Origin of the sequence: Pseudotabrizicola algicola, from assembly GCF_010915705.1 — a bacterium.
Taxonomy (GTDB): Bacteria; Pseudomonadota; Alphaproteobacteria; order Rhodobacterales; family Rhodobacteraceae; genus Pseudotabrizicola; species Pseudotabrizicola algicola.
The window spans coordinates 22,248-42,251 of the sequence record NZ_JAAIKE010000012.1 but is presented as its reverse complement, the minus strand read 5'-3'; the positions used below and the strand labels follow the sequence as shown (position 1 = coordinate 42,251).

17 protein-coding genes are annotated in these 20,004 nt (G+C 64.5%); 10 read left to right on the top strand and 7 right to left on the bottom strand.

The window, feature by feature from the left end; genetic code table 11:
• Positions 1–176 precede the first annotated feature (176 nt).
• The gene (locus G3572_RS20135) at positions 177–1,454 is read right to left on the bottom strand and encodes a 4-aminobutyrate--2-oxoglutarate transaminase (RefSeq protein ID WP_164615237.1); all 1,278 of its coding nucleotides are present in this window, start codon (positions 1,452–1,454) and stop codon (positions 177–179) included.
• A gap of 220 nt (positions 1,455–1,674) precedes the next feature.
• On the opposite strand from G3572_RS20135, the gene dprA reads away from it, so the two are divergent.
• Both dprA and topA read left to right on the top strand, forming a co-directional pair.
• Positions 1,675–2,817: a DNA-processing protein DprA gene (gene dprA / locus G3572_RS20130; protein WP_164615235.1), complete on the top strand. Its 1,143-nt coding sequence runs from the start codon at positions 1,675–1,677 to the stop codon at positions 2,815–2,817.
• A gap of 109 nt (positions 2,818–2,926) precedes the next feature.
• Positions 2,927–5,563, top strand: a complete 2,637-nt coding sequence (topA, locus tag G3572_RS20125; RefSeq protein ID WP_164615234.1) for a type I DNA topoisomerase — start codon at positions 2,927–2,929, stop codon at positions 5,561–5,563.
• Positions 5,564–5,583: 20 nt separating this feature from the next.
• Here topA and choV read toward each other — a convergent pair whose 3' ends face one another.
• The 3 genes from choV to choX form a co-directional block, all read right to left on the bottom strand.
• Complete coding sequence (gene choV, locus G3572_RS20120; protein WP_164615232.1) at positions 5,584–6,642, bottom strand: choline ABC transporter ATP-binding protein; 1,059 nt, start codon at positions 6,640–6,642, stop codon at positions 5,584–5,586.
• On the bottom strand, positions 6,639–7,475 hold the full coding sequence (gene choW / locus G3572_RS20115; protein WP_164615230.1) for a choline ABC transporter permease subunit: 837 nt from the start codon (positions 7,473–7,475) through the stop codon (positions 6,639–6,641). The genes choV and choW overlap by 4 nt, the downstream gene beginning before the upstream one ends.
• A 111-nt stretch (positions 7,476–7,586) precedes the next feature.
• Complete coding sequence (choX, locus tag G3572_RS20110) at positions 7,587–8,516, bottom strand: choline ABC transporter substrate-binding protein (protein WP_240335658.1); 930 nt, start codon at positions 8,514–8,516, stop codon at positions 7,587–7,589.
• Between the two features lie 88 nt (positions 8,517–8,604).
• Here choX and betI point away from each other — a divergent pair, with 88 nt between their 5' ends.
• From betI to G3572_RS20085, 5 genes are all read left to right on the top strand, one after another.
• Positions 8,605–9,189: a transcriptional regulator BetI gene (betI, locus tag G3572_RS20105; RefSeq protein ID WP_205518833.1), complete on the top strand. Its 585-nt coding sequence runs from the start codon at positions 8,605–8,607 to the stop codon at positions 9,187–9,189.
• Complete coding sequence (gene betB, locus G3572_RS20100) at positions 9,186–10,640, top strand: betaine-aldehyde dehydrogenase (RefSeq protein ID WP_164615228.1); 1,455 nt, start codon at positions 9,186–9,188, stop codon at positions 10,638–10,640. Before betI ends, betB begins: the two co-directional genes overlap by 4 nt.
• Before the next feature lie 20 nt (positions 10,641–10,660).
• Positions 10,661–12,310, top strand: coding sequence for a choline dehydrogenase (betA, locus tag G3572_RS20095; RefSeq protein ID WP_164615226.1), 1,650 nt, complete (start codon positions 10,661–10,663; stop codon positions 12,308–12,310).
• Positions 12,311–12,436: 126 nt separating this feature from the next.
• Positions 12,437–13,096, top strand: a complete 660-nt coding sequence (locus G3572_RS20090) for a thermonuclease family protein (RefSeq protein ID WP_164615224.1) — start codon at positions 12,437–12,439, stop codon at positions 13,094–13,096.
• Between the two features lie 74 nt (positions 13,097–13,170).
• Positions 13,171–13,425, top strand: a complete 255-nt coding sequence (locus G3572_RS20085) for an HP1242/YdcH family protein (protein WP_164615222.1) — start codon at positions 13,171–13,173, stop codon at positions 13,423–13,425.
• Positions 13,426–13,547: 122 nt separating this feature from the next.
• Here the strand turns inward: G3572_RS20085 and G3572_RS20080 are convergent, their stop codons facing one another.
• The 3 genes from G3572_RS20080 to G3572_RS20070 form a co-directional block, all read right to left on the bottom strand.
• On the bottom strand, positions 13,548–14,945 hold the full coding sequence (locus tag G3572_RS20080; RefSeq protein WP_164615220.1) for a helix-turn-helix domain-containing protein: 1,398 nt from the start codon (positions 14,943–14,945) through the stop codon (positions 13,548–13,550).
• A 70-nt stretch (positions 14,946–15,015) separates the two neighbouring features.
• Entirely contained in the window at positions 15,016–16,227 is a 1,212-nt protein-coding gene (locus G3572_RS20075) for a multidrug effflux MFS transporter (protein ID WP_164615218.1), read from the bottom strand.
• 63 nt (positions 16,228–16,290) lie between these two features.
• A complete protein-coding gene (locus G3572_RS20070) occupies positions 16,291–16,647 on the bottom strand; it encodes a DMT family protein (RefSeq protein WP_164615216.1) in 357 nt (118 codons plus the stop codon).
• A 192-nt stretch (positions 16,648–16,839) separates the two neighbouring features.
• Between G3572_RS20070 and G3572_RS20065 the strand changes: the two genes are divergently transcribed.
• The 3 genes from G3572_RS20065 to G3572_RS20055 all read left to right on the top strand — a co-directional run bounded on the left by G3572_RS20065 (position 16,840) and on the right by G3572_RS20055 (position 19,981).
• Positions 16,840–17,829, top strand: a complete 990-nt coding sequence (locus G3572_RS20065; RefSeq protein ID WP_164615214.1) for a serine hydrolase domain-containing protein — start codon at positions 16,840–16,842, stop codon at positions 17,827–17,829.
• A 264-nt stretch (positions 17,830–18,093) separates the two neighbouring features.
• Entirely contained in the window at positions 18,094–19,233 is a 1,140-nt protein-coding gene (locus G3572_RS20060; RefSeq protein WP_164615213.1) for a TRAP transporter substrate-binding protein, read from the top strand.
• A gap of 145 nt (positions 19,234–19,378) precedes the next feature.
• A complete protein-coding gene (locus tag G3572_RS20055; protein ID WP_164615211.1) occupies positions 19,379–19,981 on the top strand; it encodes a TRAP transporter small permease subunit in 603 nt (200 codons plus the stop codon).
• The last annotated feature ends 23 nt before the right edge of the window (positions 19,982–20,004 follow it).

The following is a 20,004-nucleotide window of genomic DNA, read 5'->3' as shown; positions in this document are numbered from 1 at the left end:
TCGGTTTACCCAGTAGTCAGGACGAACATTTACAACCCATTAGCGAACACTTGCCACAGCTTCTGCAACTTGCGGCGCAGTTATGCCTGCCGCAAGGAGAATGGCGCCCGAAAAGCGCCGTCCTTGCGGCAGAACGCCATGCGCCCGCGCCCCTGTTTTTGCCATGCGGCCTGCGGTCAGGCGCTGCGCGCCGCCGCGATCGAGGCTTCGAGAATATCGAGCCCTTCGGCGAAATGGGCGTCAGGAATGGTGATCGGCGCGAGGAAGCGGACCACATTGCCGTAAACGCCGCAGGTGAGCAGGATCAGACCGCGTTTCTGCGCCTCGGCGCGCACGCGGCCGGTGAAGCCGGCGTCCGGCTCTTGCGTGCCGGGGTTCGCGAATTCTACCGCCACCATGAAGCCGGGGCCACGGATGTCGATGATCTCGGGTGTGGTCGCGCGGATGGCTTCCAGCCGCTGCTTCAGGCGGCTGCCCAGTTCATTGGCGCGGGCGCAAAGGTCTTCGTCTTCGATGACATCCAGCACCGCATGGGCTGCGGCGATGCCGAGGGGGTTGCCTGCATAGGTGCCACCCAAACCTCCCGGATTGGCGGCATCCATCAGTTCCGCCCGTCCCGTCACCGCCGCAAGCGGCAGGCCGCCTGCCAGCCCCTTGGCCATCGTGGTCAGGTCGGCGGCGACGCCGTAAGCTTCCATCGCAAAGAGATGGCCGGTGCGGGCGAAACCGGTCTGCACCTCGTCGGCAATCATCACGATGCCATGCTTGTCGCAGAGGGTGCGGATGGCTTTGACCAGATCGGCGGGCGCGGGGTAGAAGCCGCCTTCGCCCTGCACAGGTTCAAAGACGATGGCGGCCACGCGGGTCGGGTCCAGATCGGATTTGAACAGTTTCTCGATGCCCGCCATCGCATCCTTGGTGGAGATGCCATGCGGGGCCATCGGGAAGGGGACGTGGAACACATCCGGCATCATCGCGCCGAAGCCCTTCTTGTAGGGTTCGACCTTGCCGGTCAGCGACATGCCCATGAAGGTGCGCCCGTGAAAGCCGCCGCCAAAGGCGATCACCGCATTACGCCCCGTGGCGATGCGGGCGATTTTCACCGCATTCTCGCAAGCCTCGGCGCCGGTGGTGACAAAGATCGTCTTTTTCGCGAAATCGCCCGGCACTTTCTCGTTCAGGCGTTCGGCGAGGCGGATGTAGTTTTCATAAGGCATCACCTGATGGCAGGTATGGGTGAAGCGGCCCAGTTGCTCGGTGACGGCGGCCATCACGCGGGGGTGGCAATGCCCTGTGTTCACCACGGCGATTCCGGCGGCAAAGTCGATGTAGCGGTTGCCCTCGATATCCCAGACCTCGGCGTTCAACGCGCGGTCGGCGTAGATCTGGGTCATCATCCCCACCCCGCGCGAGATCGCGTCATCCCGGCGGCGGGCTACTTCGGCATTCAGCATGGCTTGGCGCTCCTTTTGGCCCGACATGGGCCGTTGTACGACATTTGATCAAACTTTGAAGGCTGCGTCCATCATCTTCCCGACCCTGTGCCGCCCGTTTTCGCCACGGGAGAAGGGCGAGGATGCGGGCCGTGCAAAAATCTTGGCGCGCGATGCGATGATTCACCTGCCGTTAACCTTGCGCGGTCCAAGGTGGCCCTGCGAATGAGGCGAGGCGGACATGGGACTGACATCCAAACCCACACCCCACCCCACACCCCTGGACGATGACCCGGTGGATTGTCTTCGTCTCATTCGTTCCCGGCGGGTCGGGCCGGTGACATGGCACCGGCTGATGGCCGAACATGGATCGGCCCGCGCCGCCCTTGCCGCCTTGCCCGATGTGGCCCGCGCGGCTGGCGTGGAAAATTATGCGCCCTGTCCGGTGGAAGTGGCCCGGCACGAAATGGCTCAGGGCCGCGCCGCAGGGGCGCAACTGATTGTCTGGGGCAGCGGCGCCTATCCGCCCGCCCTGTGTGATCTGCCCGACGCGCCGCCGGTGCTTTGGGTGCTGGGAGATGCGGGCCTGCTGCACCGCCCTCTGGTGGCGATGGTCGGGGCGCGCAATGCCTCGTCGCTGGGGCTGCGCATGGCGCGGCGGCTGGCCGAAGGCGTGGCGCAGGGCGGCTTTGCCACGGTATCGGGCCTTGCCCGCGGCATCGACACCGCGGTGCATGAGGCGACGCTGGCCAGCGGCACCGTGGCGGTTCAGGCTGGCGGTGTCGATGTGGCCTATCCCGAAGAGAATGCAACGCTCATGGCGCAGATCGCGGAAGACGGGTGTCTGGTATCGGAACAGCCGATGGGGATGCAGCCGCAGGCCCGCCATTTTCCGCAGCGCAACCGCATCGTCTCTGGCCTGTCGCGTGCCGTTGTCGTGGTCGAGGCGGCGGCGCGCTCTGGCTCGCTGATCACCGCGAAAACCGCGCTGGATCAGGGGCGCGATGTGCTTGCGGTGCCGGGCCATCCGTTTGATGCCCGCGCGGCGGGATGCAACCTTTTGCTGCGCGATGGGGCGACACTGGTCCGCGGGCCGGGTGATGTGCTCGACTCGCTGGGCGCGCAGGTGCTGCCCTTTGCCCCCGAGGTGGTGGAAGACGCGCCACCGCTGCCCGGCCCTGTCCCTGCGCGGCGCCCGCTTGCCGATGTTTCTGCCGTCCACAGCCAGATTCTGGCCCGCCTTGGTCCCAGCCCGCTGGCCGAAGACCAGTTGATCCGCGATCTGTCGATGCCGCCCGCCACCGTGGCGCAGCACCTTCTGACGCTGGAACTCGACGGCAAGGTTCACCGCGCTCCGGGCGGCCTGCTCAGCCGCGTAGAATGAGCCGCGCACAAATGCCCGCCGCGGCCCCGCCGTTTGTTGCATTGACATTCGCACCGCTTCGCCCACATCTTGCCGCGCCTCTCGGGGCGTGATGCAAAAAGGGTAATTCATGGCCGTCGTCGTAGTCGAGTCGCCTGCCAAGGCCAAGACAATCAACAAATATCTTGGGCCTGAGTTTACGGTTCTGGCATCCTACGGCCATGTCCGCGATCTGCCGCCAAAGGATGGCTCTGTCGATACAGAGCATGACTTTGCGATGAAATGGGAGGTGGCGGCCGAGTCCAAAAAGCACATCCGCGCCATCTCGGAGGCGCTGAAATCCGACGACACGCTGATCCTCGCCACCGACCCCGACCGCGAGGGGGAGGCGATTTCGTGGCACCTGCGGGAGGCGCTTGCGAGCAGCCTGAAGAAGGGCAAGACGGTGTCGCGCGTCACTTTCAACGCCATCACCAAAGAGGCGGTGACGCAGGCCATGAGGGCCCCGCGTGACATCGACACCCCTTTGGTCGAGGCCTATCTGGCGCGCCGCGCGCTTGATTATCTCGTTGGCTTCACCCTTTCGCCCGTGCTGTGGCGCAAGCTTCCGGGGTCAAAATCGGCGGGCCGCGTGCAATCGGTCTGCTTGCGCCTGATCGTCGAGCGCGAGATGGAGATCGAGGCGTTCCGCGCCCGCGAATATTGGTCGGTCAAGGCGGTGCTGGTCACCCCGCGCGGGCAGGAGTATGAGGCGCGCCTGACAGTGCTGGGCGGCAAGAAGCTTGACAAATTCGACATTACCACGTCGGAGGCTGCCGAACTGGCGGTTCAGGCTGTCACTTCCCGAACATTGACGGTGCAAAGCGTGGAGGCCAAGCCCGCCACCCGCAACCCCTATCCGCCCTTCATGACCTCGACCCTACAGCAGGAAGCGAGCCGCAAACTGGGCATGGGTGCCAAGCAATGCATGAGCACGGCGCAGCGGCTCTATGAAGCCGGACACATCACCTATATGCGGACCGATGGCATCGACATGGCCCCCGAGGCAGTGGCCCAGGCCCGCGAAGCGATCAAGGATCGCTTCGGGGCGGCCTATGTGCCGGATCAGCCGCGCATCTACAAGAACAAGGCCAAGAATGCGCAAGAGGCGCATGAGTGTATCCGCCCGACCGAAATGGCCGCCGCGCCCGAAAAGCTGCGCTTGGCCGAGAAGGATCAGGCGAACCTCTATGATCTGATCTGGAAACGCACGATTGCCAGCCAGATGGCAGCCGCGCGGCTGGAGCGGACCACGGTGGATGTGGGCAGCGCCGACGGGCAGGTTGTCTTGCGCGCAACCGGACAGGTCGTGCAGTTCGACGGCTTTCTCAAGGTCTATGACGAAGGCCGCGATGACGAGGATGAAGAGGGCGGCCGCCTGCCGCAGATCATGCAAGGGGAGCCTGCCGAAAAGCGCGCCCTGTCGCCCGAGCAGCACTTCACCCAGCCCCCGCCGCGCTATACCGAGGCGACCCTGGTCAAGCGCATGGAAGAACTGGGCATCGGCCGCCCGTCCACCTATGCGTCTGTCCTGTCCACGATTCAGGACCGCGAATATGTCCGCAAGGACAAGAACCGGCTGATCCCCGAGGACAAGGGGCGGCTGGTCACGGCCTTCCTGACCAATTATTTCCGCCGCTATGTGGAGTATGACTTCACCGCCGATCTGGAAAACCAGCTTGACGATGTTTCGGCCGGATCGCTGGACTACAAGGATGTGCTGGATCGGTTCTGGCGCGATTTTTCGGCCGCCGTGGCCGAGACTGCCGATCTGCGGATCGGTGAGGTTCTTGAAAAGATTGATGATTTTCTCTCGCCCCATCTGTATCCCTTGCGGGAGGATGGCTCTGATCCGCGCTCTTGCCCGACCTGTGGCACGGGCCGCTTGCATCTCAAGACCGCCCGTTCGGGTTCGGCCTTCATCGGCTGCGGCAATTATCCCGAATGTCGTTACACCCGCCCGATTTCCGGCGGGGACGAGGCGGGCGGTGCCGATGGCCGGATCTTGGGCCATGATGAGGCGGGCCAGCCCATCTCGCTGCGGGCGGGCCGCTTCGGGCCTTATGTCCAGCGCGGAGAGGCGAGCGAGGCCCAGCCCAAGCCGGATCGTGCCAGCCTGCCGAAAGGCTGGTCCGCCGACAGCCTGACGCTGGAACGCGCGCTCGACCTGCTTTCGCTGCCCCGTCTGATCGGCCAGCACCCCGAGGATGGCGAGCCGGTGGAAGCCGCGATCGGGCGCTTTGGCCCCTATGTCAAGCACAACAAGACCTATGCCAATATCCCCGACGTGGAAGAGGTATTCACCATCGGCATGAACCGCGCGATGGAGGTCCTTGCCCAAAAGGCCAGCCGTGGCCGCGCCGCAAGCGCTCCGGCAGAGCCGATCAAGGCGCTTGGCGCACATCCTGACGGGGGCGATATCACGGTGATGCCGGGGCGTTATGGCCCCTATATCAAATGGGAAAAGATCAACGCGACGATTCCCAAGGAGATTGTCCCGGAAGAGATCAATCTTGATCAGGCGCTGGAGTTGATCGCCGAAAAGGCCGCGAAGTCGCCGGGGAAGAAAAAGGCAGCCCCCAGGAAGGCGGCCGCCAAAAAAGACGCAGCCCCTGCGGAAAAGCCTGCAAAGCCCGCGACAAAGAAAGCCGCGGCAAAGAAGGCTCCGGCGAAGACGGCGGCCAAGACTGTAGCGGCGAAAAAGCCCGCGCCCAAAGCGGCGGAATAACCCGCGCCGGGGCGGAGCGATCAGCCCGTTCGCGGGTTGATCAGCCGCCCCATCACCGGCCCGGCGCGCAGCACCCCGATGCACGCGCCGTCTTCCACCACCGCAAGCTCGGCCACCCCGTCCCGCATCGCGGCCATGATCTCGCGCACCGGTGTCTCTGCGCCCACGCTGTGGGCTGACGTGCTTTCCCCCGCCACCATCACATCGCGGGCGGTCAGCACGGAAAGCGGGTTCATATGCGCCACGAAGTCCTGCACATACGCATCGACCGGATTTGCAATGATCTCGCGTGCGGTGCCGCATTGCACGATCCGCCCACCCTCCATCAGGGCGATCCGGTTGCCGATCTTGAACGCCTCGTCCAGATCGTGGCTGACAAAAATGATGGTGCGCTTCAGCGTCTGTTGCAACTCCAGCAATTCGTCCTGCAACTTGGCGCGGATCAGCGGATCGAGGGCCGAGAACGGCTCGTCCATAAGCAGGATCGGCGCCTCGGTGGCAAAGGCGCGCGCAAGGCCGACCCGTTGCTGCATGCCGCCCGACAGATCACCCACCTTGCGGTCGGCCCATTGTGACAGGTTCACAAGCTCCAGCTGCCGTTCCACCCGCTCGCGCCGCTCGGCCACGGGAACGCCGCCCAGTTCCAGACCAAGCCCGACATTTTCCCGCACGCTGCGCCAGGGCAACAGACCGAACTGCTGGAACACCATCGCCACCCGGCTCAGCCGGATCTGGCGCAAGGTGGCGGCATCGGCATGGGTCACATCGACGAGTCCCTTGCCATCGCTGACATGCACCGCCCCGCGGCAAACGGGGTTCAGCCCGTTGACCGCCCGCAGCAGCGTCGATTTTCCGGAACCCGACAGGCCCATCAGCACCAGGATCTCGCCTTCGGCGACATCGAGACTGCAGTCATGCACGCCCAGAACCTGCCCGGTTGCCTTCTGGACCTCGGCGCGGCTCTGCCCCTTGTCCATCAGCGGCAGCGCCCGCTCGGGTTGATCGCCGAACACGATCGACACCTTGTCGAAACGCACTGCCAGATTGGCCGCTTCTGTCTTGATCGCTGCCGGCGTCATTTGCGCGTCTCCACTCTCAACATCCGGTCCAGAATGATCGCCACCACCACGATGATGATGCCCGATTCAAAGCCGAGCGAGGTGTTCACCGTGTTCAGCGCCCGCACCACCGGCACGCCAAGCCCGTTGGCCCCCACCAGCGCCGCGATGACCACCATCGAGAGCGACAGCATGATCGTCTGGTTCAGCCCTGCCATGATCTGCGGCAGCGCATAGGGCAGCTCCACCTTCCACAGGCGCTGCCGCGGGGTCGCACCAAAGGCCGTCGCCGCCTCCAGAAGCGCCACCGGAGTCGAGGACACGCCCAGATAGGTCAGGCGTATCGGCGCAGGCAGCACAAAGATCACCGTGGCGATCAGCCCCGGCACCATGCCCAGCCCGAAAAAGACGATGGCGGGGATCAGATAGACAAAGGTCGGCAGCGTCTGCATCAGATCCAGCACCGGCGAGAGCGCGGCATAAAGCCGGGGCCGGTGCGCCGCCGCGATGCCGATCGGCACGCCAAGGCCCATGCAGACCACGCAGGCCGACAGGATCAGCGTCAGGCTTTCCATCGTGGCGGTCCAGTATCCTTGGTTGAGGATGAACAGAAAGCCCAGCAAGACCCCCAGCGCCACCGTCCAGCGACGCTGCAGCGCCCATGTCAGCCCGACAAACAGCGCCACGATCACAAGCGGGTGCGGGGTGGACAGGCACCACAGGATCGCCCCGATCATCGCCTGCATGGCGTCGGCGATCGCGTCGAAAACCCCGGCCATATTGTCGTTCAGCCAGTCGAACACCGCCTTCGCGGTCCGCCCGACAGGTATCTTGTGTTCGGTCAGCCATTCCATCGCTGCGGCAAGCCCCTTGCGCCTTTTGAAAAAAACTTAGCGGAGGTCCGGGGGCGCAAAGCCCCCGGGGCATGTTTCATGCGGCCCCCCCCGAGAACGCACAGGGCGCGCTCAGCCGAGCGCTGCGGCCACGGCGGCTTTTGCATCTCCCCCGTCGCGGGTGGTCACACCGTCCAGCCAAGCCTCCCATGTTGCGGGGTTTGCGGCCAGCCAAGCCTTCGCGGCGGCAGCCGGGTCTTCCCCGTCATTGAGGATGGCCCCCATGATCTCGTTTTCCATCGCCAGCGTAAAGGACAGGTTTTGCAACAGCTTACCCGTATTCGGGCAGGCAGCAACATAGCCTGCGCGGGTGTTTGTCGCCACCACCGCACCGCCGAAGTCGGGGCCGAATACATCGTCGCCGCCTGTCAGATAGGTGATCTCGAAGTTGGCGTTCATCGGATGCGGCTCCCACGCCAGAAACACGACCGGCGTGTCCGAACGGTTGGCGCGGGCCACCGCCGACAGCATGCCCTGTTCCGAGGATTCCACGATGGTGAAATCTGCGAGGCCGAAGGGGCCGCCTTCGATCATGTCAAGGATGAGGCGGTTGCCGTCATTTCCGGGCTCGATACCGTAAATCTGGCTGCCCAAAGCGTCTTTGTGGGTGGCGATATCCTTGAAATCCGCGATGCCCAGCGCCGCTCCGGCGGCATTGGTGGCAAGCGTATATTTCGCGCCCTCCAGATTGACGCGCACCGTATCGACGGTGCCTGCCTCGCGGTAGGGGGCAATGTCCGCCTCCATCGTCGGCATCCAGTTGCCGAGGTAGACGTCGATATCGCCGCTGGCCAGACCTGAATAGGTTACCGGCACCGACAGCAATTTGGTCTCTGTTTCATAGCCCAGGGCCTCCAGCACCACGGTCGTTGCCGCTGTCGTCGCGGTGATGTCGGTCCAGCCGACGTCGGAGAACACCACCTTGTCGCAGCTTTGCGCAAAGGCGCCGCCAGACAGTGCGATGGTGAGGGTTGTGGCCAAGAGCATGGAACGCTGCATCATGGGACCTTCCTGTTTTTTGTTGATTGACGAGTCAATGAACTTCACGCTTACTTAGTTTGGCAAGTTATTTTCTTAAGGTCACGCCAAAATGCCGAAACTCGGGATGGAGCCGATCCGAAAGGACGCCCTGGTCAAAGCCACGATCACCGAGATCGGGCGGGCGGGGTCTTTGGATGTGACCGTTTCGCAGATCGCGCGGCGGGCGGGGATGTCGCCCGCGCTGGCCCATCACTATTTCGGATCGAAGGAAGAAATGTTCCTTGCCGCCATGCGCCACATCCTGTCGCTTTACGGGGCCGAGGTGCGCGGCGCGCTGGGGGCGACCAACGGGGCGAGGGCGCGGCTCGAGGCGATTCTGCGGGCGAGCTTCAGCGCCGGAAACTTCCGCCGCGAGGCGGTGGGGGCGTGGCTCAACTTCTGGGTTCTGGCGCAGACCGTGCCGCAGGCGCGGCGTCTGCTTGCCATCTATCAGCGGCGCCTGCGTTCCAATCTCATGGCCTGTTTGCGCCCGCTGGCGGGGCCGCGCGCACCCGTGCTGGCCGATGGCTTGGGCGCGCTAATTGATGGTCTCTATCTGCGCGAAGTTCTCAAATCCGGCGCGCCCGACGGCGAGGCGGCGGTTGCCGCCGCGCTCGATTATCTCAATTCACAACTTTCCGGGGAGGACGCATGAAAGCGCAACCAGCCGCCAGCCATTTCATCGATGGGGCTTTCGTCGAGGACACCGCCGGCGCGCCCATCGAGGTGATCTATTCCGCCACCGGAGAGGTGATCGCCCGCCTGCACGAGGCCACGCCGGCCCTGATCGACCGCGCGCTTGCCGCTGCCGCCCGTGCGCAGGCCGAATGGGCCGCCGTGCGCCCGGTTGACCGCGCCCGCATCTTGCGCCGCGCCGCCGATCTGATCCGGGACCGTGCGGAAGAGCTTGCGCGTCTCGAGGCGCTCGACACCGGAAAGCCGATTCAGGAAACCCGCGTGGCCGATTGGCCCTCGGGGGCCGATGCGCTGGAGTATTTTGCCGGGCTTGCGCCGACCGTCACCGGAGAGACGATCCCGCTGGGGCGCGATTTCATCTATACCCTGCGCGAGCCTTTGGGGGTTTGCGTCGGCATCGGGGCTTGGAACTATCCCAGCCAGATAGCCTGCTGGAAATCTGCGCCTGCCTTGGCGCTTGGCAACGCGATGGTGTTCAAACCGTCCGAGGTCACGCCGCTTGGTGCGCTGAAACTGGCCGAAATCTATGCCGAGGCGGGCCTGCCTGCGGGTCTGTTCAACGTGGTTCAGGGCCGCGGGGCCGTGGGGGCCACGCTGGTGACTGATGCGCGCGTCGCCAAGGTCTCGCTCACGGGCTCGGTGCCGACGGGGCGCAAGGTCTATGCGGCGGCGGCGGAAGGGATGCGCCATGTCACGATGGAACTGGGTGGGAAATCCCCTCTCATCATCTTTGACGATGCCAATCTCGAAGATGCGGTTGGCGCGGCCTTGATGGCCAATTTCTATTCGGCGGGTCAGGTCTGCAGCAATGGCACCCGCGTCTTTGTGCAAAAGGGGCTCAAGGATGCCTTCCTTGCGCGGGTCAAGGCACGGGCGCAGGCGATCGTCATGGGCGATCCCTTGGACGATGCCACGCAGATGGGGCCATTGGTGTCAGAGCCGCAGCTCGACAAGGTGATGGGTTATATCGAGATCGCCAAGCGCGAGGGGGCGCGGCTTGTCACCGGAGGGGCGCGCGCAGACCTGAACACCGGCTATTATGTGCAGCCGACGGTGTTTGCCGATGTCACCGACGAGATGACGCTGGCGCGCGAGGAAGTCTTTGGCCCTGTGATGGCGGTTCTCGACTTCGACACCGAGGCCGAGGCAATTGCACGCGCCAATGCCACCGAGTTCGGGCTGGCGGCGGGGGTGTTCACCGCCGATCTGACCCGCGCGCACCGCGTCATAAGCCAGTTGCAGGCCGGCACCTGCTGGATCAATGCCTATAACCTGACCCCGGTCGAAGGGCCGTTCGGCGGCAACAAGACCTCGGGCGTGGGGCGCGAAAACGGCCATGCGGCGGTGCAGCATTACACGCAGGTCAAATCGGTCTACGTCGGTATGGGGCCGGTGGACGCTTCTTTCTGAACTTACGAAAAGTCAAAGACATGCACGCGGATTACGTTATCATCGGGGCCGGTTCTGCCGGTTGCGCAATGGCTTACCGTCTGGCCGAGGCCGGACGGCGCGTGACGGTGATCGAGGCGGGCGGGTCTGATGCCGGACCGTTCATCCAGATGCCGGCCGCGCTGTCCTATCCGATGAACATGGGCATCTACGACTGGGGGTTGCAGTCGGAACCCGAGCCGCATCTGGGCGGCCGGAGGCTGGCGACGCCGCGCGGCAAGGTGATCGGCGGGTCGAGCAGCATCAACGGCATGGTCTATGTGCGCGGCCATGCACGCGACTTCGACACTTGGGCCGAGATGGGGGCCGATGGCTGGGCCTATGCCGATGTGCTGCCCTATTTCAAGCGGATGGAGCATTCGCACGGCGGGTCGGGGCCAGAGTATCGCGGCACCGATGGCCCGCTGCACGTCACCCGCGGGCCGCGCGACAACCCCTTGTTCGACGCCTTCATCAAGGCAGGGGCGCAGGCGGGCTATCCGGTGACGCAGGACTACAACGGCGAGCAGCAAGAGGGTTTTGGCCCGATGGAGGCCACCATCTACAAGGGCCGCCGCTGGTCTGCCGCCAATGCCTACCTCAAACCCGCGATGGCGGGGGGCAATGTGCATCTGCTGCGCGGCAATGCCCGCCGCGTGGTGATCGAAAACGGCCGCGCCACGGGGGTGGAAGTGGATCAGGGCGGCGCGCCCTTTGTGGTGCGGGCGGGCCGCGAAGTGATCCTGGCGGCCTCGTCGATCAACAGCCCCAAGTTGCTGATGCTGTCCGGCATCGGGCCTGCGGCGGAACTTGCGCGCCACGGCATCGCACTGGTGGCGGACCGTCCCGGCGTGGGGGCCAACCTGCAGGACCATCTGGAAATCTATTTCCAGTTCGCCGCGACGCAACCCATTACGCTCTACAAGCACTGGAACATCTGGTCCAAGGCGCTGATCGGGGCGCAATGGCTGTTCACGGGCAAGGGCCTTGGCGCGTCGAACCAGTTCGAGGCCTGCGCCTTCATCCGCTCGCATGCGGGGATCGACTATCCCAACATCCAGTATCATTTCCTGCCGATTGCCGTGCGCTATGACGGCAAGGTGGCAGCGGGCGGGCACGGGTTTCAGGCGCATGTCGGCCCGATGCGGTCGAAATCGCGCGGGTCGGTCACCTTGCGGTCGGCCGATCCGAAAGATGCGCCGGTGATCCGCTTCAATTACATGTCGCACCCCGATGACTGGACCGAGTTCCGCGCGGCGATCCGCCTGACGCGCGAGGTGTTTGCGCAAGACGCGATGGCCCCTTTTGTCAAATCGGAAATCCAGCCGGGGCCGGAGGTGCAGACCGATGACGAGATCGACGCCTTCCTGCGCGAGCATGTCGAATCGGCCTATCACCCCTGCGGCACCGCGCGGATGGGGCGCAGGACAGACCCGATGGCGGTGGTTGACCCGGAGTGCCGGGTGATCGGGGTCGAGGGGTTGCGCCTTGCCGACAGTTCCGTCTTTCCGCAGGTGACCAATGGCAACCTGAACGCGCCGTCGATCATGGTGGGGGAAAAGGCGGCGGACCATATCCTTGGCCGCGCCCCCCTTGCGCCGATGAATCTGGGCCCGTGGATGCACCCCGACTGGCAGACCGCGCAACGCTGATCCGCGGGTGCAGCGGCGCGCGGGCACCCGCTGCGCGGGAGGTTCGCCACAGCGTCGTTAACCTTTCGTTAACCTCTCGTTAACTTTTGCCTTGCGCTCGGGGGGAAACTTCCCGATCACGGGGTGATGTTAACCTTTCGTTCACTCATCGTTCTGGCGGCGCTTTGCGCTGCCGCCCCCGTGGCTTCCGCGTTGACCCGTGAGGAGCCTGTGCGGGTGATCGATGGTGACACGTTGCATTGGCAAGGCCACCGTGTGCGCCTGTTCGGCATCGACGCCCCAGAGCGGGGGCAAAGCTGCCAGCGGGCGGGCCAGACGTGGGACTGCGGGGCGTGGTCGGCCAAGATGCTTGCCCAAGCGATCGGCAAGTCCCCCGTCTCCTGCATCCGTGAGGACACCGACCGCTATGGCCGGATGGTTGCCACCTGCACCGCGGGTGGCGTCGACCTGTCGCGCGCGCAGGTCCAAGCCGGGGCTGCGCAGGTTTATCGCAAGTATTCCCTGCGGTATCAAAGGGATGAGGCCAAGGCCAGGGCGGCACGGGTTGGCCTCTGGGCGGGGACGATGGACTCTCCCCGGGCGCATCGCGCCCGGGCCAGCAGTTCGTCACAAAGCGCTCCCAAGGGCTGCGACATCAAGGGCAACATCAGCAGTTCGGGTCGCATTTACCACCGCCCCGGGCAAAAAGACTATGACGCCACCCGCATTGACTCGGGCAAGGGGGAGGCGTGGTTCTGTGATGAAGCCTCGGCCGAGGCCGCCGGATTCCGGCCTGCCCGCCGGTGACTTGATCCCTGTCAATGTGGGGGTGCTGGCGCGCCTGCTAGGCTGCGTGTGACACAAACAGCAGGAGCAGTCCCATGTCGAACACGCCGCATGATCTGGCCGAGGAATTCCCGGGCCAGGCCGAAAAGATCCACGAGATGAAGCTGGCCGATGCCCATTTCGCCAAGTTGCTGGCGCAATATACCGAGGTCAACCGGGCGGTGCATCGGGCAGAGGCACGGATCGACGCCCTGTCGGAAGAGGCGGAAGCCGCCCTGCGCCGCCATCGGCTCCGCCTCAAGGATCACATCGCGCATAATCTGGCGCATGGTGCCGCCAGTCACAGCTGACCCCACTGGCGAGGGGGGCTTTGCCCCCCCCGCCTTCGGCTCCCCCCAGAGTGTTTGGGGAAACATGCAAGGCAAAGGGTCTTTGCGGGTTCTTGGGTCTGCGTCCGGCTGGCCTGATCCGGTCAGGACAGGATTTCATAGGGCAGCACGTCGCGCCGGTCGGGGTTCACGCGCAGGCGGCGTTCGAGCGGCGGGACAGAGCGCTGGTGGCAATCGGGGCGTTCACAGATGCGGCAGGAGATGCCGATCGGCTCGAAGCGGCCCTTGAGGTCCAGCCCGTCGGAATAGACGAGGGCACCGGCGTGCTGCACTTCGCAGCCAAGGCCGATGGCATAGCGGCGGGTGGGCGCGTGGAAAGAGCCGCCCGATTTCGAGACATCGCGCGACAGGCAGAGGTAGCGCACGCCATCGGGGGTCTCGGCCAGTTGACGCAGGAAGCGGCCGGGGGTTTCGAAGGCGCGGTGGACGTTCCACAAGGGGCAGGCCCCGCCGAAGCGCGCGAACTGGAGCCGGGTGGCAGAGTGGCGTTTCGTGATGGTTCCGGCCTGATCGACGCGGACGAAGAAGAAGGGAATCCCTTTGGAACCGGGACGTTGCAGGGTCGAGAGGCGGTGGGCAACCTGCTCGACACTCGCGCCGAACAGGTCCGCGAGGCGTTCGAGATCATGTCTTGTGCTGATGGCCGCCTCAAGGAAGGCGCGGTAGGGCAGGAGGGCGGCACCTGCGAAGTAATTGGCGAGGCCGATTTTCGCGATCTCGCGCGCTTCGGGCGATTGGAAACGGGCGAGGTCGAGGGTGGCTTCGAGCAGGTCGTTCTGGGTGATGAGGGCGACCTGATGCAGCAGCTGGAATCGCTGGGTGGGTTCGGAGGCGCGGGCCGAGACATCGAGCCGCTTTGCTGCCGGATCGTAGCGGCGCATGGCACCGCTGTCGGAAAAGTGCAGAGTGATGCCGCGCCGTTCCAGCGCCTCACGCGCGGCTTGCACCACGTTGCGGCGGCCTTGTGGGCCGGTGACGAAGGTTTCGGCGGCCCTGTCCACCGCATCGATGTAATTGTCGCAATAGTGAAAGAAATCGCGCACTTCCTCCCACGGGGAGGCGCGCAAGGCCGCATCTTCGCGGCCGAGTGCCTCGTCCAGCGAGGCGAGCCGTTCATGGGTCTGGCGATAGGCGCGGTGCAGGTCGAGGAAGGCACGGGCCAGCGCCGGGGCGTTGGACGCCGCAAGCCGCAGGTCGGCCAAGGGCGGGCTGGCCGCGCCGAAAACGGGGTCGGCCAGCGCCTCTTTCATATCGCTGACCAGCCGTTCGCTTTCGCCCACGGTAAGCTCGGTGACATCCAGACCGAACTCTTGCGCCAGTGCCAGAACCACTCCGGCAGAGACTGGCCTGTGGTTGTTTTCCATCTGGTTCAGGTATGGCAAGGATACCGACAATTTGTCGGCGAAGAGCTTTTGCGTCAGCCCGAGACGTCCGCGCATTTCGCGCAGCTTTGCCCCGGCATAAAGCTTTTGAGTGGCCATCCTGATCCCCGGCTTTGCAAAGCACTCTTGGCCTTTGCAAAGCCTGCGTCAAGCGGTCAATCGTGGCGGGTCAGCCGCGCAGGCCCAAGGCGCGGGCGCGCCGCATGACCCAGAGGATCGAGAGCAGCGAGCCGATGGCCGAGGCGAGCATCAGGAGCACCAGCGGGGTTTCATCCGACCCCGGCCCCAGAAGAACCCCCGCCAGCGCCGCCAGTGCCGCGCCGCCGCCGATCATGATCGCCCCGCCAAGACCCGACGCCGTTCCGGCCAGTTCCGGTTTGATCGACAGCAGACCCGCATTGGCATTGGGCAGCGTCATGCCATTGCCGAAGCCGACAAAGGTGGTGAAGCCGAAGAAGACGAAGGCCGAATGCACCCCCGCCAGCGTCAGGGCGGCCAGAGTGCCGAGTCCGGCGAGGGTGACCAGCGCCCCGATATAGACCATGCGGTTCATCCCGACCCGCACCGAGAACCGGCCCGCGACGAAATTGCCCGCCGCATAGCCCACCGCTGTCAGGGCAAACAGCGCGCCCACGCCCGAGGCCGACAGGTTGAACACCTCGGTTCCGACAAAGGGCGCGCCGCCGAGATAGGCGAAGAACGAACCGGAGGCGAAGCCCGCGCAGAGCGCATAGCCCCAGAACCGCTGCGAGCGCAGGAGTTGCGGATACTGCCTTATCTGCGTGCCCAGCGTCACCGGGCGCAGGGTCGCGGTTTCGCCAAGGTCGGCCCATGTGATCCAGAGGGTCACCAGACCCAGCACCAAGAGGAGGCCGAAATTGGCCTGCCAGCCGATGATTTCTTCCAGCACGCCGCCAATCACCGGACCGACCATAGGAACGATGCTCATGCCCATGGTGACATAGCCGATCATGCTGGCAGCCTGCGCATCGGGCACCATGTCGCGCACCACGGCGCGCGAAAGCACCATGCCCGCCGCGATCACCGCCTGCGCCATGCGGAACACCAGAAACACGGTGGCATTGGGGGCGACCAGCGTGCCGACGGTGGCGATCAGGAACAGGACCAGTGACCACAGCAGCACCTTGCGGCGCCCGTAGCGATCCGAAATCGGGCCGATCACGATCTGCAGGACGGCCGAGAGCGCCAGATAGAGCGCCACCGAAAGCTGCATCAGGGCATAGGGCGCGTCGAACCATTCCGCCATGCCGGGAAGCGAGGGCAGGAAGATGTTCATGGTCAGGGCCGAAAGCCCGGCAAGCAGGATCAGCGTCGCGATATGCGGCGGCGTCCGACGATCGAGAAATTTACTGTCAGCCATGACACCTTGCTATGCCCGCGCGGTCGGGCTGTCCACGCCGTTCCGGCAGAGAGCGCTGTGCGTCTATGCCCATTTGTGAAAGATGAAGAACGCCCCCGTTGCGATGAACGCAAAGCCGACAAGATGGTTCCAGCTTAGGGGTTCCTTGAGGTAAAATACCGAAAACACTGCGAAAACGCAGAGGGTTATCACCTCTTGAATGGTCTTGAGCTCTGCCGCGCTGAAGTGGCCATGCCCGATGCGGTTGGCCGGAACCATCAGCAGATATTCGAAGAACGCGATGCCCCAGCTGACAAGGATCACGGTGATGAGCGCTGTGCCCTTGAACTTCAGATGCCCATACCAGGCGAAGGTCATGAAGATGTTGCTGGCGAGCAGAAGCCCGATGGTGATGACGGGAACGGAAAAGGGGAGGGCCATGATGGGGGTTCCTGATGGGGCCTTGGCGCGCGGGTGCGGCGCGTGGGGCCAGAGATGTCAGAGCCTTTGTGCTTTGTCCATGTCGGGCGCGGGCGCTGTGGCCTCGCCGCTTTGTGACAGGCCGTGTTTTGCCTTTTCGGACGGATGCCGCTTTTGGGAAGTGACGGAACGGCTTTGCTGGGGAGATCGGGAATGAGGATGACACGCCGCAGCTTTTCTGCCGCTTTGGCGGGGTTTGTGCTGGCTCCGGCGGTCGTGCGGGCACAATCTGCCGGGGTGGCAGGGTTGCGCGCCGCTGCGCTTGGCTTGCCACAACTGCATGCCATCATGGTGCAGCGGGGCGACGAGCGCCTGTTGGCCGAGGCCCCGCGGGGCAGGGGCCTTGGTGCGGCGGCCAATATCAAGTCCTGCTCCAAGAGCCTGCTGGCGCTGATCCTCGGGACGGCTATCGCGCGGGGCGAGATTGCCGGACTGGAGGCACGGCTGGGCGATGTTGCGCCGCGGCTCATTCCGGCGGATGCCACCGAAGGCGTTGCCGATCTGACGATGGGCGATCTGGTGACGTTGCGGGCGGGGCTGCAAAGCACGTCAGGGGGCAATTACGGCGCTTGGGTCGGCTCGCGCAACTGGGTGGCGGCGGCGCTGCGCCAGCCGCGTATCGCGCCGAACGGCGGGCGGATGATCTATTCCACCGGAAGCACGCATGTGCTGGGGGCGGCGATTGCCGAAACAACGGGGCAGGATTTGCGGCGTCTGGCGCGTGAGAGGCTGGGGGCCCCCCTCGGCATCGATGTGCCGTCATGGACGCGGGACCCGCAGGGCTTTTACTTTGGCGGCAACGAGATGGCGCTGTCGCCCGAGGCGATGTTGCGGGTGGCCGTGTTGATGCGCGACGGGGGGCGGTTCGGCGGGGCGCAGGTGATTGCGCCCGATTGGGTGGCACAGTCGCAGCGGCCGTTGACGCGGTCGCCCTATTCCGGACTGACCTATGGTTTGGGCTGGTTCCAGAGCCAGAGCGGCTGGATCATCGCGCGTGGCTATGGCGGACAGATCATCGCCGCGCAGCCAAACCGCGCGCTTGCGGTCGCGATCACCTCTGACCCGATGCAGGCGGCGCGGTCGGGCGGGTATTTTGGCGATTTGATGCGTTTGCTCGAAGGCCCGGTCTTGTCGCTGGCCTGACGGGCCGGCACGGGCGGCCGCGCCGGCGAGGCCGCAGAAAGGCGACAGAGCCGAATTTTCTCCAGCGTTTCCAGAGGACTGAGCGGCCTAGGCAAGGCGCGCGGGGCTAGGGCCGCGGCGGGGCCTATCCTTTTGCCTCATACCGATGATTGGGTAGACGTGGTAAAACAAACTTACCAGTCTTGCATTTCATCGCCCCCGCATTAAACTGCACCCAGATAACAGGCTGCGAGGAGCAGCCACAATCGTCTGGGAGGACACCATATGACCGATACCCGCGATACCGGGCTTTCCCGTCGTTCGTTCCTGCGCAAGGGCGCTTTGGGTGGCTCTGCCGCCGCCGCCGCCTCTGTTCTGGCAGCGCCCGCCGTTCTGGCGCAGGCCCCGATCGTGATGAAGATGCAGACCTCTTGGCCTGCGTCCGACATCTGGATGGACTTCGCCCGGCAGTATGTGCAGCGCGTTGAGGAAATGTCGGGCGGCCGTCTGAAGATCGACCTGTCGCCGGCCGGCGCGATCGTCGGCGCGTTTCAGGTGATGGACGCCGTGCATGACGGTGTGATCGACGCCACCCATACCGTGCCGGTTTACTGGTATGGCAAGCACAAGGCCGCTTCCTTCTTCGGCACCGGTCCGGTGTTCGGCGGCTCGGCCTCGACCATGCTGGGCTGGTTCTATGAGGGCGGCGGTGCGGAGTTCTATCGCGAACTGACGCAGGATATCCTTGGCCTGAACGTTGTGGGCTACATGGGGATGCCGATGCCCGCACAGCCGTTTGGCTGGTTCAAGGGTGAAGTGAACACCGTTGCCGACATTCAGGGCTTCAAATACCGCACCGTGGGTCTGGCGGCAGACCTGCTGCAGGCCATGGGCATGTCGGTGGCGCAGCTTCCGGGCGGCGAAATCGTTCCGGCGATGGAGCGCGGCGTGATCGACGCGTTCGAATTCAACAACCCGTCGTCCGACCGTCGCTTCGGCGCGCAGGACGTGGCCAAGAACTACTACCTGTCGTCCTACCATCAGGCGTCGGAAGCGTTCGAATTCACCTTCAACAAGGACTTCCTCGAAGATCTGGACCCGGATCTGCAGGCGATCTTGAAATATGCGGTGGAAGCGTCGGCCACGTCGAACCTCGCCCTGGCGATGCGCGAATACTCCAAGGACCTTGCCGAGCTGCAAAGCGAAGCAGGCGTCACCGTCCACCGCACCTCGAAAGAGATCCTTGCCGCGCAGCTTGGCGCCTGGGATACACTGATCGCCGATCTGGAAGGCGACGAGTTCAACAAGAAGGTGATGGACAGCCAGCGCGCATGGGTCGAGAAAGTCGCCTATTACGAGCTGATGAACGCGCCGGACCTCGGGCTCGCCTACGAGCACTACTTCCCGGGCCGTCTGAAGCTCTGACCTGTCTGCGGGGCGCGCCATCAAGCGCGCCCCTTTTCTACACGCCGATGAACCTTGCGACGCATGCTAAGGCATGCGCCTTGTTGTCTATGATGCCTGCTGCGGGCTGGTCTGCCGACCGTGCTGCAAGAACGGAGCTTCCCACATGATCTGGTATATTCGCTTTGCCGATCGGCTTTCTGCCTTCTTTGGCAAGACCTTTGGCTGGCTGATCATCTTGATGACCTTCGGCATGGCCTACGAGGTCATGGTGCGCTATCTGTTCAACCGGCCGACCCCTTGGGCGCTGGACCTCAGTTTCATCATGTATGGCACACTGTTCATGATGGGCGGGGCCTACACGCTGTCACGCGGAGGGCATGTGCGCGGGGACTTCCTGTATCGCACATGGCGCCCCCAGCGGCAGGCACTGGTCGATCTTGTCCTTTACATCTTCTTCTTCTTCCCCGGTATCCTGGCCCTGGTCTTTACCGGATGGAAATACGCCAGCCGGTCCTGGAGCTATGGCGAAGTGTCGGTGAACAGTCCGGCGGGCATTCCGATCTACCAGTTCAAGTCGGTGATCGTGGCGGCAGGTATCCTGCTGCTGATCCAAGGACTTGCGCAGGTGTTCCGCTGCATCATCTGCATGCGCACCGGCGCTTGGCTGGAGGCGGAAGAGGACGTCGAAGAAACCGAGCAGGTGCTGCTGCGCCAAGCCGCCGAAGCGGCTGCCCAGAACAGCACCACCCCCGCCGCCCCAAGGTAATCGGCCAAACCGCCGTCCATTTC

Coding starts and splice junctions, on each gene's coding strand:
- G3572_RS20135 (WP_164615237.1), bottom strand. CDS start 1,454: ATGCTGAATGCCGAAGTAGCCCGCCGCCGGGATGACGCGATCTCGCGC.
- dprA (WP_164615235.1), top strand. CDS start 1,675: ATGGGACTGACATCCAAACCCACACCCCACCCCACACCCCTGGACGAT.
- topA (WP_164615234.1), top strand. CDS start 2,927: ATGGCCGTCGTCGTAGTCGAGTCGCCTGCCAAGGCCAAGACAATCAAC.
- choV (WP_164615232.1), bottom strand. CDS start 6,642: ATGACGCCGGCAGCGATCAAGACAGAAGCGGCCAATCTGGCAGTGCGT.
- choW (WP_164615230.1), bottom strand. CDS start 7,475: ATGGAATGGCTGACCGAACACAAGATACCTGTCGGGCGGACCGCGAAG.
- choX (WP_240335658.1), bottom strand. CDS start 8,516: ATGATGCAGCGTTCCATGCTCTTGGCCACAACCCTCACCATCGCACTG.
- betI (WP_205518833.1), top strand. CDS start 8,605: ATGCCGAAACTCGGGATGGAGCCGATCCGAAAGGACGCCCTGGTCAAA.
- betB (WP_164615228.1), top strand. CDS start 9,186: ATGAAAGCGCAACCAGCCGCCAGCCATTTCATCGATGGGGCTTTCGTC.
- betA (WP_164615226.1), top strand. CDS start 10,661: ATGCACGCGGATTACGTTATCATCGGGGCCGGTTCTGCCGGTTGCGCA.
- G3572_RS20090 (WP_164615224.1), top strand. CDS start 12,437: ATGTTAACCTTTCGTTCACTCATCGTTCTGGCGGCGCTTTGCGCTGCC.
- G3572_RS20085 (WP_164615222.1), top strand. CDS start 13,171: ATGTCGAACACGCCGCATGATCTGGCCGAGGAATTCCCGGGCCAGGCC.
- G3572_RS20080 (WP_164615220.1), bottom strand. CDS start 14,945: ATGGCCACTCAAAAGCTTTATGCCGGGGCAAAGCTGCGCGAAATGCGC.
- G3572_RS20075 (WP_164615218.1), bottom strand. CDS start 16,227: ATGGCTGACAGTAAATTTCTCGATCGTCGGACGCCGCCGCATATCGCG.
- G3572_RS20070 (WP_164615216.1), bottom strand. CDS start 16,647: ATGGCCCTCCCCTTTTCCGTTCCCGTCATCACCATCGGGCTTCTGCTC.
- G3572_RS20065 (WP_164615214.1), top strand. CDS start 16,840: ATGAGGATGACACGCCGCAGCTTTTCTGCCGCTTTGGCGGGGTTTGTG.
- G3572_RS20060 (WP_164615213.1), top strand. CDS start 18,094: ATGACCGATACCCGCGATACCGGGCTTTCCCGTCGTTCGTTCCTGCGC.
- G3572_RS20055 (WP_164615211.1), top strand. CDS start 19,379: ATGATCTGGTATATTCGCTTTGCCGATCGGCTTTCTGCCTTCTTTGGC.